Source organism: Pseudomonas sihuiensis, from assembly GCF_900106015.1.
GTDB classification, from domain to species: Bacteria; Pseudomonadota; Gammaproteobacteria; order Pseudomonadales; family Pseudomonadaceae; genus Aquipseudomonas; species Aquipseudomonas sihuiensis.
In genome coordinates, this window is the sequence record NZ_LT629797.1 from 5,229,085 (window position 1) to 5,242,376 (window position 13,292).

12 protein-coding genes are annotated in these 13,292 nt (G+C 58.5%); 5 read left to right on the top strand and 7 right to left on the bottom strand.

The window, feature by feature from the left end:
* The first annotated feature begins 55 nt into the window (after positions 1-55).
* The 5 genes from ribF to ispH all read left to right on the top strand — a co-directional run bounded on the left by ribF (position 56) and on the right by ispH (position 5,852).
* Positions 56-1,006: a bifunctional riboflavin kinase/FAD synthetase gene (gene ribF, locus BLT86_RS24410; RefSeq protein ID WP_092380124.1), complete on the top strand. Its 951-nt coding sequence runs from the start codon at positions 56-58 to the stop codon at positions 1,004-1,006.
* Positions 1,003-3,834 carry an isoleucine--tRNA ligase gene (gene ileS / locus BLT86_RS24415; RefSeq protein ID WP_092380126.1) on the top strand — a complete coding sequence of 944 codons (2,832 nt, stop codon included), beginning with the start codon at positions 1,003-1,005 and terminating at the stop codon, positions 3,832-3,834. Before ribF ends, ileS begins: the two co-directional genes overlap by 4 nt.
* Positions 3,827-4,336, top strand: a complete 510-nt coding sequence (gene lspA, locus BLT86_RS24420) for a signal peptidase II (protein ID WP_092380128.1) — start codon at positions 3,827-3,829, stop codon at positions 4,334-4,336. Before ileS ends, lspA begins: the two co-directional genes overlap by 8 nt.
* Positions 4,333-4,770, top strand: a complete 438-nt coding sequence (locus BLT86_RS24425; protein ID WP_092380130.1) for an FKBP-type peptidyl-prolyl cis-trans isomerase — start codon at positions 4,333-4,335, stop codon at positions 4,768-4,770. The genes lspA and BLT86_RS24425 overlap by 4 nt, the downstream gene beginning before the upstream one ends.
* A gap of 137 nt (positions 4,771-4,907) precedes the next feature.
* The gene (gene ispH, locus BLT86_RS24430; protein ID WP_092380132.1) at positions 4,908-5,852 is read left to right on the top strand and encodes a 4-hydroxy-3-methylbut-2-enyl diphosphate reductase; all 945 of its coding nucleotides are present in this window, start codon (positions 4,908-4,910) and stop codon (positions 5,850-5,852) included.
* 52 nt (positions 5,853-5,904) lie between these two features.
* On the opposite strand, the gene BLT86_RS24435 is transcribed toward ispH, so the two are convergent.
* The 7 genes from BLT86_RS24435 to BLT86_RS24465 form a co-directional block, all read right to left on the bottom strand.
* Complete coding sequence (locus BLT86_RS24435) at positions 5,905-6,318, bottom strand: type IV pilin protein (RefSeq protein ID WP_092380134.1); 414 nt, start codon at positions 6,316-6,318, stop codon at positions 5,905-5,907.
* A 28-nt stretch (positions 6,319-6,346) separates the two neighbouring features.
* Positions 6,347-10,039: a pilus assembly protein gene (locus tag BLT86_RS24440; RefSeq protein ID WP_197676085.1), complete on the bottom strand. Its 3,693-nt coding sequence runs from the start codon at positions 10,037-10,039 to the stop codon at positions 6,347-6,349.
* An 11-nt stretch (positions 10,040-10,050) separates the two neighbouring features.
* A complete protein-coding gene (locus BLT86_RS24445; protein ID WP_092380136.1) occupies positions 10,051-10,677 on the bottom strand; it encodes a pilus assembly PilX family protein in 627 nt (208 codons plus the stop codon).
* The gene (locus BLT86_RS24450; RefSeq protein ID WP_092380138.1) at positions 10,674-11,522 is read right to left on the bottom strand and encodes a PilW family protein; all 849 of its coding nucleotides are present in this window, start codon (positions 11,520-11,522) and stop codon (positions 10,674-10,676) included. Before BLT86_RS24450 ends, BLT86_RS24445 begins: the two co-directional genes overlap by 4 nt.
* Positions 11,519-12,076 (bottom strand): type IV pilus modification protein PilV, encoded by a 558-nt coding sequence (pilV, locus tag BLT86_RS24455; protein WP_092380525.1) that lies wholly within the window; start codon positions 12,074-12,076, stop codon positions 11,519-11,521. Before pilV ends, BLT86_RS24450 begins: the two co-directional genes overlap by 4 nt.
* Before the next feature lie 8 nt (positions 12,077-12,084).
* Positions 12,085-12,567, bottom strand: coding sequence for a GspH/FimT family pseudopilin (locus BLT86_RS24460; RefSeq protein WP_092380141.1), 483 nt, complete (start codon positions 12,565-12,567; stop codon positions 12,085-12,087).
* Positions 12,568-12,717: 150 nt separating this feature from the next.
* A complete protein-coding gene (locus tag BLT86_RS24465) occupies positions 12,718-13,221 on the bottom strand; it encodes a GspH/FimT family pseudopilin (protein ID WP_092380143.1) in 504 nt (167 codons plus the stop codon).
* Positions 13,222-13,292 lie beyond the last annotated feature (71 nt).

Below are 13,292 nucleotides of genomic sequence, written 5' to 3' on the forward strand. Positions count from 1 at the left end.
TTGTGCATGGCGTGCTGTGCGTATAATCGGCCACTTTGTGAACAAGAAGCGTGCTATGCAGCTGGTTCGAGGTCTTCATAACCTGCAGCCCCAGGCGCGGGGCTGTGTGGTCACCATCGGTAATTTCGACGGCGTTCATCGTGGGCACCAGGCCATCCTGGCGCGCTTGCGCGAGCGTGCCGCGGAATTGGCCGTGCCCAGTTGTGTGGTGATCTTCGAGCCGCAGCCGCGTGAATTCTTCGGTCCGGACACCGCGCCGGCGCGTCTGACCCGCCTGCGTGACAAGCTTGCCCTGTTGGCTGCCGAGGGCGTCGACATGGTGCTGTGCCTGGCCTTCAACCGCCGCCTGCGCGAGTTGTCGGCCGCCGAGTTCGTCCAGCGTGTGCTGGTCGAAGGCCTGGGCGTGAAGGATCTGGAGATCGGCGATGATTTCCGCTTCGGCTGCGACCGCGCCGGCGATTTCGAATTTCTCAAGGCCGCCGGCCAGCGTTACGGCTTCAGCGTCGATGCGTCTACGACTGTGGAAGTGCTGGGCGGCCGGGTCAGCAGCACGCGCGTGCGCCAGGCCCTGGCCGATGGCGATTTCGAACTGGCCGAAGCCTTGCTCGGGCGGCCGTTCCGTATCGCCGGGCGGGTGTTGCATGGGCAGAAGCTCGGTCGCCAGCTCAATGCGCCGACTGCCAACATTCAGCTCAAGCGACGCAAGGTGCCGCTGACCGGGGTTTATCTGGTGAGCTGTGAAATTGATGGCGTGATTCAACCGGGCGTCGCCAATATCGGCGTGCGCCCCAGTGTTGCCGGTGACGGCAGCGCCCATCTGGAAGTGCATCTTCTGGATTTTGCCGGCGATCTGTATGGCCGGCGTCTCTCGGTGGCTTTCCACCACAAGCTGCGTGATGAGCAGCGTTTCGCCTCGCTGGAGGCCCTGAAGGCGGCGATTGCCGCTGATATCGCCGCTGCCCGTGAATATTGGCAGAGCCACCCGCTGATGAAGAGCCCGAAATGACCGACTACAAAGCTACGCTGAACCTGCCCGATACCCAGTTCCCGATGAAGGCCGGCCTGCCGCAACGCGAGCCGCAGACCCTGCAGCGCTGGAACGAGATTGGTCTGTATAGCAAGCTGCGCAAGATTGGCGAAGATCGGCCGAAGTTCGTCCTGCACGACGGCCCGCCCTATGCCAACGGCAGCATCCACATCGGTCATGCGGTGAACAAGATCCTCAAGGACATCATCACCCGCTCCAAGACCCTGGCCGGTTTCGACGCGCCCTACGTGCCGGGCTGGGACTGCCATGGCCTGCCGATCGAGCACAAGGTCGAAACCACCTTCGGCAAGAATCAGCCGGCGGATCTGACCCGCGAGCGTTGCCGCACCTATGCCGGCGAGCAGATCGAAGGGCAGAAGGCCGACTTCATCCGCCTCGGCGTGCTCGGCGACTGGGACAACCCTTACAAGACCATGGATTTCGCCAACGAGGCCGGCGAGATTCGCGCCCTGGCCGAGATGGTCAAGCAGGGCTTCGTGTTCAAGGGCCTGAAGCCGGTGAACTGGTGCTTCGACTGCGGCTCGGCGCTGGCCGAAGCCGAGGTGGAGTATCAGGACAAGAAGTCCGATGCCATCGACGTCGCCTTCCCCATCGAAGATGCAGACAAGCTGGCCGCCGCCTTCGGCCTGAGCGAGCTGAGCAAGCCGGCCGCCATCGTCATCTGGACCACTACGCCCTGGACCATCCCGGCCAACCAGGCGCTCAACGTGCATCCGGAGTTCACCTACGCCTTGGTCGACACCGGTGAGCGTCTCTTGCTGCTGGCCGAGGAGTTGGTCGAGTCCTGCCTGCAGCGTTACGGCCTGCAAGGTCAGGTAATCGCGACAGCGCAGGGCGCCGCACTGGATCTGATCCGTTTCCGTCATCCGTTCTACGAGCGTTTCTCGCCGGTGTACCTGGCCGAATACGTCGAGCTGGGCGCCGGTACCGGTATCGTCCACTCGGCGCCGGCTTACGGTGAGGACGACTTCCGCACCTGCAAAGCCTATGGCATGAGCAACGATGACATTCTCAGCCCGGTGCAGAGCAATGGCGTCTACACCCCGGACCTGCCGTTCTTCGGCGGTCAGTTCATCTGGAAGGCCAACCCGGCCATCGTCGAGAAGCTGGCCGAAGTCGGTGCGCTGCTCAAGCACCAGCCGATCCAGCACAGCTACATGCACTGCTGGCGCCACAAGACGCCGCTCATCTACCGCGCCACCGCACAATGGTTCGTCGGCATGGATACCCAGCCGAAGCAAGGTGCGCCTCTGCGTGAGCGTGCGCTGGCAGCCATCGAGCAGACTCAGTTCGTCCCGGCCTGGGGCCAGGCGCGCCTGCACAGCATGATCGCCGGTCGTCCCGACTGGTGCATCTCGCGTCAGCGCAACTGGGGCGTGCCGATCCCGTTCTTCCTGCACAAGGCCACTGGCGAGCTGCACCCGCGCACCGTCGAGCTGATGGAAGAGGTCGCCAAGCGCGTCGAGCAAGAGGGCATCGAAGCCTGGTTCAAACTCGACGGCACCGAGCTGCTTGGCGCTGAAGCAGCTGACTACGACAAGATCAACGACACCCTCGATGTGTGGTTCGACTCCGGTACTACACACTGGCACGTGCTGCGCGGCTCCCACGACATGGGTCACACCGATGGCCCACGCGCCGATCTGTACCTCGAAGGTTCGGATCAACACCGTGGCTGGTTCCACTCGTCCCTGCTGACCGGCAGCGCCATCGACGGCCACGCGCCATACAAGGCACTGCTGACTCACGGCTTCGTGGTCGACGAGAACGGCCGCAAGATGTCCAAGTCGCTCGGCAACGTGGTCGCCCCGCAAGAGGTCAACGACAGCCTGGGCGCCGACATCATGCGCCTGTGGGTTGCGTCCACCGACTACTCCGGTGAGATGGCTGTGTCCAAGGTGATCCTCCAGCGCAGTGCCGATGCCTATCGCCGTATCCGCAACACCGCGCGCTTCATGTTGGCCAACCTCAACGGTTTCGATCCGGCCAGGGACCTGCTGCAGCCCGAGCAGATGCTTGATCTCGACCGCTGGGCCGTGGACGCCGCCCTGCGTTTGCAGGAAGAAATCATCGAGGCGTACGGCGATTACCGGTTCTGGAACGTCTACTCCAAGGTGCACAACTTCTGCGTGCAAGAGCTGGGCGGCTTCTACCTGGACATCATCAAGGATCGCCAGTACACCACCGCCGCTGATAGCGTGGCGCGTCGCTCCTGCCAGAGCGCACTGTTCCACATCAGCGAGGCGCTGGTGCGCTGGATCGCACCGATCCTGGCCTTCACCGCCGAGGAAATCTGGCAGTTCCTGCCGGGCGAGCGCAACGAGTCCGTCATGCTCAATACCTGGTACGCCGGCCTGGAGCGCCTGCCGGAAGGCTTCGAGCTGGATCGTGCCTACTGGGATCGCGTCATGGCGGTCAAGGCGGCAGTCAACAAAGAGCTGGAGAACCTGCGTACGACCAAGGCTATCGGTGCCAGCCTGCAGGCCGAAGTGACCCTGTTCTGCGATGAAGCCAAGCAGGCCGACCTGGCCAAGCTGGGAGACGAGCTGCGTTTCGCCCTGATCACCTCGGCCGCGCAGACGGCGCCGCTGTCCGAGGCTCCGGCTGATGCGGTTGTGACCGAAGTCGAAGGCCTGAAGTTAAAGATTCTCAAGTCCGCCCATGCCAAATGTGGTCGTTGCTGGCACTTCCGAGCCGATGTCGGCAGCCATGCTGCGCATCCGGAGCTGTGCGACCGCTGTGTCAGCAATATCGAAGGTAAAGGGGAGGTGCGCAAGCATGCCTAACGTCTCGCGTTTCGGGCATCTGCCCTGGTTGGTGTTGAGTGTGCTGATCCTGGTCGTCGACCGCGTGACCAAGGAATTCTTCGAAGGCAGCCTGAGCATGTACCAGCGCATCGAAGTCATTCCGGGCTACTTCGACTGGACCCTGGCCTACAACACCGGCGCCGCTTTCAGTTTCCTGGCCGATGCCTCCGGCTGGCAGCGCTGGTTTTTCGCCGCCATCGCCATCGTCGTCAGCGTCGTGCTGGTGATCTGGCTCAAGCGCCTCAAGCGTCATGAGACCCTGCTGGCCGTGGCCCTGGCCATGGTGCTGGGTGGCGCGCTGGGCAACCTGTACGACCGCGTGGTGCTCGGCCATGTGGTCGACTTCATCCTGGTGCACTGGCAGAGCCGCTGGTTCTTCCCGGCGTTCAACCTGGCTGACACCTTCATCACCATCGGCGCCATCCTGCTGGCGCTGGATATGTTCAAGAGCGACAAGTCCGCGAAGGAGGCTGCGCAATGACAGACGTACGCATCGGGCCGGACAGGGAAGTGACCCTGCATTTCGCCCTCAAGCTGGAAAACGGCGATGTGGTCGACAGTACCTTCGACAAGCAACCGGCGACCTTCAAGGTCGGTGACGGCAACCTGCTGCCCGGTTTCGAGCAGGCGCTGTACGGCTTCAAGGCCGGCGACAAGCGCAGCGTGCAGGTGCAGCCGGAGCAGGGCTTCGGCCAGCCCAACACACAGAACGTGCAGATCATGCCGCGCAGCCAGTTCGACGGCATGGAGCTCTCCGAAGGCCTGCTGGTGATCTTCAACGACGCCGCCAATGCCGAGCTGCCGGGGGTGGTCAAAGCTTTCGACGAGCAGCAGGTGACCATCGACTTCAACCACCCGCTGGCTGGCAAGGTGCTGCAATTCGATGTGGAAATCATCGAGGTCAAGGCGCTCTAGCCTGCGCTGCCGCTTTTGTAGGAGCGGCTTCAGCCGCGAAGCTCTTGTTGCAGCCTGCGCTTATCCCGCGCAGGCTGTATCTTCCGGGATCGACCCCTCGCGTCGTGCGATCCCCGATCAATACCGAGACAGCCAGCATGCATATCAAACTCGCCAACCCCCGTGGCTTCTGCGCCGGCGTCGATCGCGCCATCGAAATCGTCAACCGCGCGCTGGAAGTCTTCGGCCCGCCGATCTACGTGCGCCATGAAGTGGTGCACAACAAGTTCGTGGTCGAGGACCTGCGCGCCCGTGGCGCGGTATTCGTCGAAGAGCTGGATCAGGTGCCGGATGACGTCATCGTTATCTTCAGTGCTCACGGCGTCTCCAAGGCCGTGCGCGATGAAGCGGCGCGTCGTGGCCTCAAGGTATTCGACGCCACCTGCCCGCTGGTGACCAAGGTGCATATGGAAGTGGTGCGCTACAGCCGTGAAGGCCGTGAGTGCATTCTCATCGGCCACGAAGGTCACCCGGAAGTCGAAGGCACCATGGGCCAGTACGACGCCAGCAACGGCGGCGCCATCTACCTGGTGGAAGACGAGGCGGACGTCGCCGAGCTGCAGGTGCGTAATCCCGAAAACCTGGCGTTCGTGACCCAGACCACCCTGTCGATGGACGATACCAGCAAGGTGATCGATGCCCTGCGCGCCAAGTTCCCGGCTATCGGCGGCCCACGCAAGGATGACATCTGCTACGCCACCCAGAATCGCCAGGATGCGGTCAAGCAACTGGCCAGCGAGTGCGACGTGCTGCTCGTCGTCGGCAGCCCCAACAGCTCCAACTCCAACCGCCTACGGGAACTGGCCGAGCGCATGGGTACTCCGGCCTATCTGATCGATGGAGCAGAGGATCTCAAGCGTAAGTGGTTCGATGGCGTGAAGGGTATCGGCATCACGGCGGGGGCTTCGGCGCCTGAGGTGCTGGTGCGGGGGGTGGTTGATCAACTGCGCGCTTGGGGGGCGGAAGGGGAGACGGAACTTGATGGTCGGCCAGAGAATGTGACGTTCTCGATGCCGAAGGAGTTGAGGGTTAAGGCATTATAGAAAAAAGCCCCCGTCAGAGCGATCTGGCGGGGGCTTTAATTTACTGCAGGCACTATTTCCAGCAGTTACTTACGGAAGCGCCAGAAGCGGTAACACCTTTTTCACCCATGGCGTTGAGTGTCAAGTTACCGCACTTTGTATCGTTGAACGTATTGGTGGCCGTCAATGTATAACCGCCGTCCCCATTTGCGCTGGCGACGGAAAGCGTGTACTTGCCCGTTTCGGAGGTGTTTCCGCCGAGCCCCAGTTTGCCCAAGTCGCTATTGCTGGTGACATAGACATTATTCTGCGCAAAGTAGCGTTCCTGGCGAGCCGAAGCGTCGGCCAGCAGAGCCTGGCCTTCGCTTCGGTTTGCTCGTTGCACGTACTCCGTATAGCTCGGGTAGGCGATCGAGGCCAGAATGGCTATGACCACGACCACTATCATGACTTCAATCAGGGTGAAGCCGGTTTGAGCAGGTTTCATCGAATACTCCATAGCTGTTTATTCTTCTTCACTCTAGCTCGATGCGGCGCCAGCTTTGACGTCCAATACTGGATGGATCCGGATAGATATTGGTGCATTCCTGTCCGGTGCAGTACTGGAACGAGTTGTCAGAGTTCTGCGACAGCGTGCCACCACCTTCACCGTCCTGACGAATAGCCGAGATATTGTTGGTGCCGACGTCTGATGTCGGGGTGTAGTCGAACGCGTTATGGGGGGTTCTACCGCCCGTGAATGGGTTGATGGCGAAGGTCCAGTTGGTCGCGCCGTCACCGCATGGGTCGTCATTGGGGATCAGGGTCTGGAAGAAAACCGTGCGGCCCAGTTGCGACATGTTCTCTACCACCATTTCGCCCTCGCTCTGGCGAAGATCGAGCCACCAGCCATTTTGCGCGCTCTGGGTATCTGAGCCGTACCAATCCACAGCGTTATTGCTGATGACCAAGCCTTGCCGGGTCGAGCCATCGGCTGCCACCGTTACCTGATTGGTAATTTCCTGTTCTTGCAGGCTGGAACGGCTGATGTTTGGGTTACTGGCTTCTTCACCAAGGGTCTGCTTATCCCAGATGCCGTAAACGGTCTGGGGCATCGTTTTGTCGCCGTCCTTGTCATTGGTTTCGAAGAACTTGCCCGTGCCAAAGATCACCAGGTATCCAACACCGGTTGGGTGGCGAACCAGGCTTGGGGCGGAGGTGATGGGTTGACGGCTGCCGTTGTTGCTGGAAATAGCGCTGAACAACGGCTCACCGCCATAGGCAACTTCGAAATCATCGATAGCGTTCTCCCCGTCATCCTCACGGGTGAACGGGGCGCTGTCAGTGCGGCCGTTTCGTAGCAGATCGAAACGCCAGACGTTGCCTTGCAGGTCGCCTGCATAGGCGTAATCGGCTACACCGTCGCCGTTGTAATCACCGAGCTTGGGTGTGGACAGACCATTGGCTACGCCTTCTACACCAGAAACTTCAAGGCTCTTGAGAAGAGTCCCTTCCATGGCGTCGACAATAAATAGCGCTGCCTTGCCATTGGTGTTATTAGCGCTTTCATAACCGTTTCCGAACACAACAGCCCAAGTGCCAGTGTGCAGACGAGCAATGGTTGGCTGAGAGAAGCTGTAGCCCATTCTGGCTAGTGCCTCGTCTGGAAGATCATTGTCATCAAATTCCCAGAGCAGTTTCTCCTGTCCAGGGGTCGTTACATCAAGAGCGAATATGGATTTGCCGCCGGCCTTGAGCGTGCCGACCAGAATAGTGCGCCATTCGGTACCATCGAACACGTCCGCAACAGTGGGCGGACCATCGACATAGAACTCATGGCTGTAATTGGTGCCGGTAAGCTTGTTCAACTTGGGAAACACGGCAGTCGGGATGAATGCGAACTCTTCAGCACCTGTGTTGGCATTGAAGCCATGCAGCATGCCGTCGTTACCTCCGACATATACCCGAGGCTGTCGTTGGGCAATTCTTTCGGCAAAGTCGCTGTAAGCGGTGTTGCCTTCCAAACGGTTGGAGAAATTGATCAGATAACGTGGGCCGGAAACGACCGCAGGCGTGGAGGAATAGAAGTCGCCCAGCACGCCACTGCGTTGGCGGAACGTCGTGCCTTCACCCGTACGGTCACCACGCAAATAATCGAGGCGTAGCGAGCCTTTGCTATCCACGACGTTGCCGTTTTCCGGGTCACGGCTCAGGAAATAGGCCAACGTGCCTACGGTTCCGCTTGCCCCCGCATTTGCCCAAGTGAAGACTGCCAGACCGTTGTTGTCGTTGCCTGCAATTTTTATTCTTCGGCTCGCTGCTCCGGGCACCTGGTTTTTGGCACTCCAGATTTCCCGTGTTTCAAAGGTATTGGTCTGCGAGTTCCATCCCTTCTCAAAGCGCTTCACGTCCCCAGACCAATTATCGTCGCTGGCGTAGGAAGTCTGATAAGAAACCGTCCTGACGATTCCGTTGTCATCCTCATCCGTGCTGATCTGTCCAGAGTTGATCGCCGGTCGGGCTGCAGTGGATTTGCGGTCGGCGATACGCGAGAGGATGTCATCAAACGCCTGAACCATAGCCTCGGGGCTGTCCACGCTGAAGAACTCACCGCGTGAGTTGATCGCGGCATGCCACAGGTCGTAGACATTATTGGCGCTGCTGCTGGATGCTTCCGGCCAGTCTTTTGTTCCTGCCACCAGAGCTTCATAGCCCGCGCCCTTATGGGTGCTGCCTGACCAGGGAATGCCAGGGCTATTCAGGGAACTGGTCAGACCCAGGCCCATGATGAAGTTAGTCATATGTTGCCAAGTGGCCGGGTCGTTGCGCGCGTCCCAATAGTCAGTGGTGGTATCGCCACTCTTGAACGGGATGTAGGCCGGCACATCGTTGTCCAGGCTGGTATTGAGGTCGGTGGCCCAATAGTGCATGGCCAAATCGGCTAGGGTCTTTTCAGTTGTGTCGTAGTAGGGACGGCGCTGGCTGTAGCTGCGGCCATCCGGCAGGTCGAACGTGGCGGCATCGTGACGGAAATCGCTGGGGGCGCTGGCGTTGGCGTTCCACATACCATCAGTCATCAAGATATGGTAGCTGGCGCGGCAGGCATAGGTGTTTGCTGTTGTGTTCCTGTCGGAGCTGTTCCGGCTGTTTGGATACTTATGCCAGGCGACATCTTCCTTGAGGAATTCACCCGCTCTTTTCATTGCGGCGGGCAGGGGGGTTCCGCTATCGAAGTAAATGTCTTTGAGCCAGCTATAGAATTGTCCCTTATGCAGAGAGTCATACTGGCGGAACTTGTTGTCCTTGCAGCGTGAGGCGCTACCGCCATTGAGGGTGGTGCAGCGTGCAAGATCCTGCCAGCTCAAGCGTACTGCGGGCGATAATTGGGCGAATGCGAGGCTTGTGGCGGACAGGGTTGCCAGGGCGCGGGTTCTGTAGAAGGAGTACCAGATGGCGAAGTTTTCTTCTTCTTCCTCTTCGACAAAGACCAGCTTGTAGCAACTGGCATCCGCAGTGGAGTCGGAGCAGCCGGTAAGCGAATCGTCGTAACTGTAATAGTAGGCTGGCGTACGGGCGGTATAGGTGTTGCCGTCTCTGCTGCAGGTGAAATGGGTATTGTCCAGCACCGGGCCGGCCTCCTGGATGACACAGGTACGAGTGCCGTCTGGGCGGGTCAGTCTAAAGACGATACCGGCCTCGCTTTCTACATCATCCGGTTGCTGATTGTTTGAGGTTGTTTTGGTTACCTGGAAATCGCCTGCTGGCCCGTTGAGCCGATTGTGATTGCCCAGGGGCATGCGGTACTCCCTACCCGTAGGCCGATAATAACTGGACAGGTCAAGCGTGCCGTCTTCGGGTCTAAAGCCATTGATAGGCGCTGCGCTGAATTGGGTTGAAAGGGTGATTTCTTCGCCGTTTACGTCGAAGAACGGCGGGATGACATAGTCGGTGTTCGGGTTGTAGTACATCGGGTTGTACGCATTGGCAGCATACAGGCGGGTGATGTTGGAGCCGCTGATGACGCTACCCAATACGCTATCTGGGACGTAGCCCCAGGACATACTGCCCGATTCGTCCAGAGTCAGGATCAGGTTTGGCGGCACGCCAATGGTCAGGCTCAGTGGGCTTTGCGATACAGTGGCATAGGCATCGGCGGCGCTCAGCAAGGCGATGCCAAAGGCTGCGTACGAGAGAGTCTTGGCGCGAGAGTGGAGACGGAAAGAGTGCATGATGTCGGCTCTCAATTGTTAAGGCCAAGATAGATATTGGCGTTTGTCGATTGCAGGTACAGGACTTCTCCAGCCCTGCCATTGTTCAGATAGAAATAGGTGCCCTGGCCTTCGGCAACCATGCCGTACTCGGCGTTGACTGCTGCGTTACCGGCTTCGCCAGCTCGGATGCTGTTCCAGTGGGCGTCTGCCTGGGCGCTCGCTTGTGTACTGTTTTCGGCGTCGGTGCCGCGATAAGGCATCCAGAGCAGGCCCCCTGATGAGCTGTCGCCGAGGTAGTCTTCATTTGCCTCTTTCGGGTTGTTAACGAAGTCGAGGAGGTTGCTGTTTTGTATGGCAAGAAGGCATGGTTTATTGATGCCATTGACGTTCAGTGTGTTGTTCGTACTGCAGTTGGCGGCTTTTGGTTCCAGTTTGTCGCGAATATTACCCGGCCCGTAGTAACGAAACTCGGCCTCACGCAAAGCGGCGTCGGCGACGTTGATAAGTTTTGTCTCCTGAGCGCGATTGGCAGTGATGCGTGTTTCCAGGGTCACCCCGCGCATGCTGTTGATCGCAAGTAATGTCAGTACAAGCAGCATGATGAGGGCGATGAACAGAACTGCACCTCTTTGTTTTTGATAGGTGATGGCTCTCATGGCATGAGGTTCCTGACTGTCTGCGTGCTACTTGTTACTTGATATAGGCGGCGGCTATCCGCTGTCTGCAAGCGTGTCTTCTCATCCTCGGTCGCAGTTGCCAGCCAGTCGTCGAGAATTTTTGAATCATCACTATCGCGTTGGCTGCTTCGACTGGCCATCAGCAGGGAGTAACGTACGCTTCGAATTGAGCCGCTTGCGGGCGTCCAGTCTGCTTGGGGAACGTAGCTGGAAACTTCTTTTCCCAGAACGTCAGAGTTACCAACCCCAAAATCCAGGCGCATGTCGGCAACTCCGCGAAGCAACTCTCCATACTGGGGGGAAGAAACGTTCAGGCTCTTGCAGAGCAGGCGACCTTTGGGAAGATCATTGTCGGGACTGGGATCATACTTGAACGCCAGTACTATGAGGCTCGATGTCGGAGGCGATGAAAAGGCTACCTCGTCATTAAAGCTCGCGCTGGCTGCGCCTTGGCAATCCAGCTCACCGCTTGTTTTCGGTTGATAGCGTATGCAAAAGCCTCGGCCCTCAGCTGGGTCAAGCCCGGTAATGGAGTGGCCTGCACCGAATGCTTGGCAATCACCACTGGCACTTCTGCTAGGGAAAGCTTCTTCAACCAATATCACAGGGTCTCGTCTGTATCCCGCCTTGCCTAGATATTCGTTCAGCATCAAGCTGGCAAAGCGGCCGTTCTCCAGATTCCCGGCCTGATTCTGCTGGAAAACGTAGTTACGCTTGTTGTCGATGTAGACCTGCGTAATACCAAGGATCAACAGACTGCTGATAGCCAAGGCAATCAACAGTTCGATAAGCGAAAGGCCGAACTGGCGTTTAACTGTATTCATGGTTCTACCCGAACGGTGTAGGTGCATACGGTGGCATCTGGGTCGTCAGCATCTAGGCATGCGCCCTCGCGGACCTGCCAGGCAAGGCGGATTTCGAGCATCGAGCCTGCTCCGTCACAATCGCCAGGGCTCGAACTGCGACAGATGCTGACATCGCTTTCGAATACAGCGGCTCCGCCAGGAAGCATTGCTTCAACCTTGTCGGCCCAGCAGTCGCGTTGCTCCTTTGGGGTTTCGGCAAGACGCGTTGTGGTGGTGACGCACGCGTCGCGGTCCGCGAAGTCGTCGCCTTTCGCCTTGTAAAAGAGAGAGTCCTCTTTCATTCCACTATTAATCGGGAATTTCGGGACCGACGAGTTGTAAAGCGCTTGCGGATTTGCTCGGGCTATTTCAATCAGCTCATTGGCCAGCGAAACGGCCGTGTTGCGTTGCACCGAATCCTGTGTGTACTGAATGCTGCGTCCTTGCAAGGCAACCATACCGAGCACACCAATGGTGGTCAGCAGGAGAGCTACAAGTACCTCGATGAGGCTGAATCCTTTGTTATTGCTCATAGGCATCCTCACAAGGTGCAACTGTCGAGAGCTGTGTTACTGGCATCCTTTTTCCCTGGCAGGTATAGGCTGGTTGCGCCGCTGGATTGGATTTCCAGGAAGTACCCACGAGCGGCGTCGTCGTCGTGGCAGACAGTGAAAGTCGCTGCGGTTGCCGTGCCATTGCTTCTGAAGGTAATGGTCTCTGCACTCGAGCGTATCGTTACTAGCTCAGGGTTGTGCTCGAACTGGCGAATAGTGGTACCGCCTCGCTCGATAACCCACGCTTCTTCGTCATCCGTCTCGACCGTAATGGTTGACCTCAAGGTTACAGCCTCGCCCCGGGCGTAGAGGAGAAAAGACCTGAGTTCTTCTGCCTGACTCTGCAGGCGATTGCGTTCGATCATGTCGGTAAAGCTCGGCGCTGCGATCAGCGCAACGATAGCGAGCAGCGCGATGACGATCATCAACTCGACCAGGGTGAATCCACTGGTTCCCGTTTTGCCTGGCATGACTGACTCCACTCATAACTTTGAGTGGATGATTGCCGATAGGGACCAGGGAAGTCCTGCGCAGCGGGACGGTTGGTTTCTTTGGGATGACGGTCGGTTATCTGCTTCGCAGTTGTGTGCTCCAGTTCACGCTGGCTGTAGCGGCGTGAATCAGTTGCAACGGTAGGCGTCCTTGATATCTTCCTTGGCGTCAGACCTTCGAACACGACCCTGCCGGCTAATGATCAGCTGCCATGCCAAGCCGTGCTGGGTGCAAAGGAAAAAACGGCCGTTACCTGTGGGGCTGGTGCCGTCGCTCCTGAATAGAATTTCTTTCCGATATCCCGTCCAGTGCAGTATGCCGTCAAGCCCTGATAGCTTGTCTCGACTCAGTATTTCGTCGGTCGTCGGTGACTTCAGGATCCAGCCCTCATTCCAATCGTCCATGCACTCGACATCGGATGAGGGGCAGAGCAGCACCGCTCTGTTTTCCGCAATTGCTTTGGTTCTGGCAATTTGCAGATTGCGTAATAGCAGGTCCCCCGAAGCCTGTTGTCGGTTTTTTTCGATCAACCGAGTCGTGTGGGGAACTGCAATGGTCGCCAGAATGGCGAGTATGGCGAGGGTCGTGAGGAGCTCGGGCAGGCTAAAGGCCCATTGTTGAGAATGGCGCATCTTTGCATCCTTGTATGTATGTTTACCGTCCTGGTGTTGAAAGGTTTAGACCTTCCGTATGAAAAGGGCAA

What these genes read in the sequence shown, in the direction of transcription:
- BLT86_RS24440 (WP_197676085.1), bottom strand. Translation starts at nt 10,039, where the DNA reads ATGCACTCTTTCCGTCTCCACTCTCGCGCCAAGACTCTCTCGTACGCA.
- BLT86_RS24445 (WP_092380136.1), bottom strand. Translation starts at nt 10,677, where the DNA reads ATGAGAGCCATCACCTATCAAAAACAAAGAGGTGCAGTTCTGTTCATC.
- ribF (WP_092380124.1), top strand. Translation starts at nt 56, where the DNA reads ATGCAGCTGGTTCGAGGTCTTCATAACCTGCAGCCCCAGGCGCGGGGC.
- BLT86_RS24425 (WP_092380130.1), top strand. Translation starts at nt 4,333, where the DNA reads ATGACAGACGTACGCATCGGGCCGGACAGGGAAGTGACCCTGCATTTC.
- ispH (WP_092380132.1), top strand. Translation starts at nt 4,908, where the DNA reads ATGCATATCAAACTCGCCAACCCCCGTGGCTTCTGCGCCGGCGTCGAT.
- ileS (WP_092380126.1), top strand. Translation starts at nt 1,003, where the DNA reads ATGACCGACTACAAAGCTACGCTGAACCTGCCCGATACCCAGTTCCCG.
- BLT86_RS24460 (WP_092380141.1), bottom strand. Translation starts at nt 12,567, where the DNA reads ATGCCAGGCAAAACGGGAACCAGTGGATTCACCCTGGTCGAGTTGATG.
- BLT86_RS24450 (WP_092380138.1), bottom strand. Translation starts at nt 11,522, where the DNA reads ATGAATACAGTTAAACGCCAGTTCGGCCTTTCGCTTATCGAACTGTTG.
- BLT86_RS24465 (WP_092380143.1), bottom strand. Translation starts at nt 13,221, where the DNA reads ATGCGCCATTCTCAACAATGGGCCTTTAGCCTGCCCGAGCTCCTCACG.
- lspA (WP_092380128.1), top strand. Translation starts at nt 3,827, where the DNA reads ATGCCTAACGTCTCGCGTTTCGGGCATCTGCCCTGGTTGGTGTTGAGT.
- pilV (WP_092380525.1), bottom strand. Translation starts at nt 12,076, where the DNA reads ATGAGCAATAACAAAGGATTCAGCCTCATCGAGGTACTTGTAGCTCTC.
- BLT86_RS24435 (WP_092380134.1), bottom strand. Translation starts at nt 6,318, where the DNA reads ATGAAACCTGCTCAAACCGGCTTCACCCTGATTGAAGTCATGATAGTG.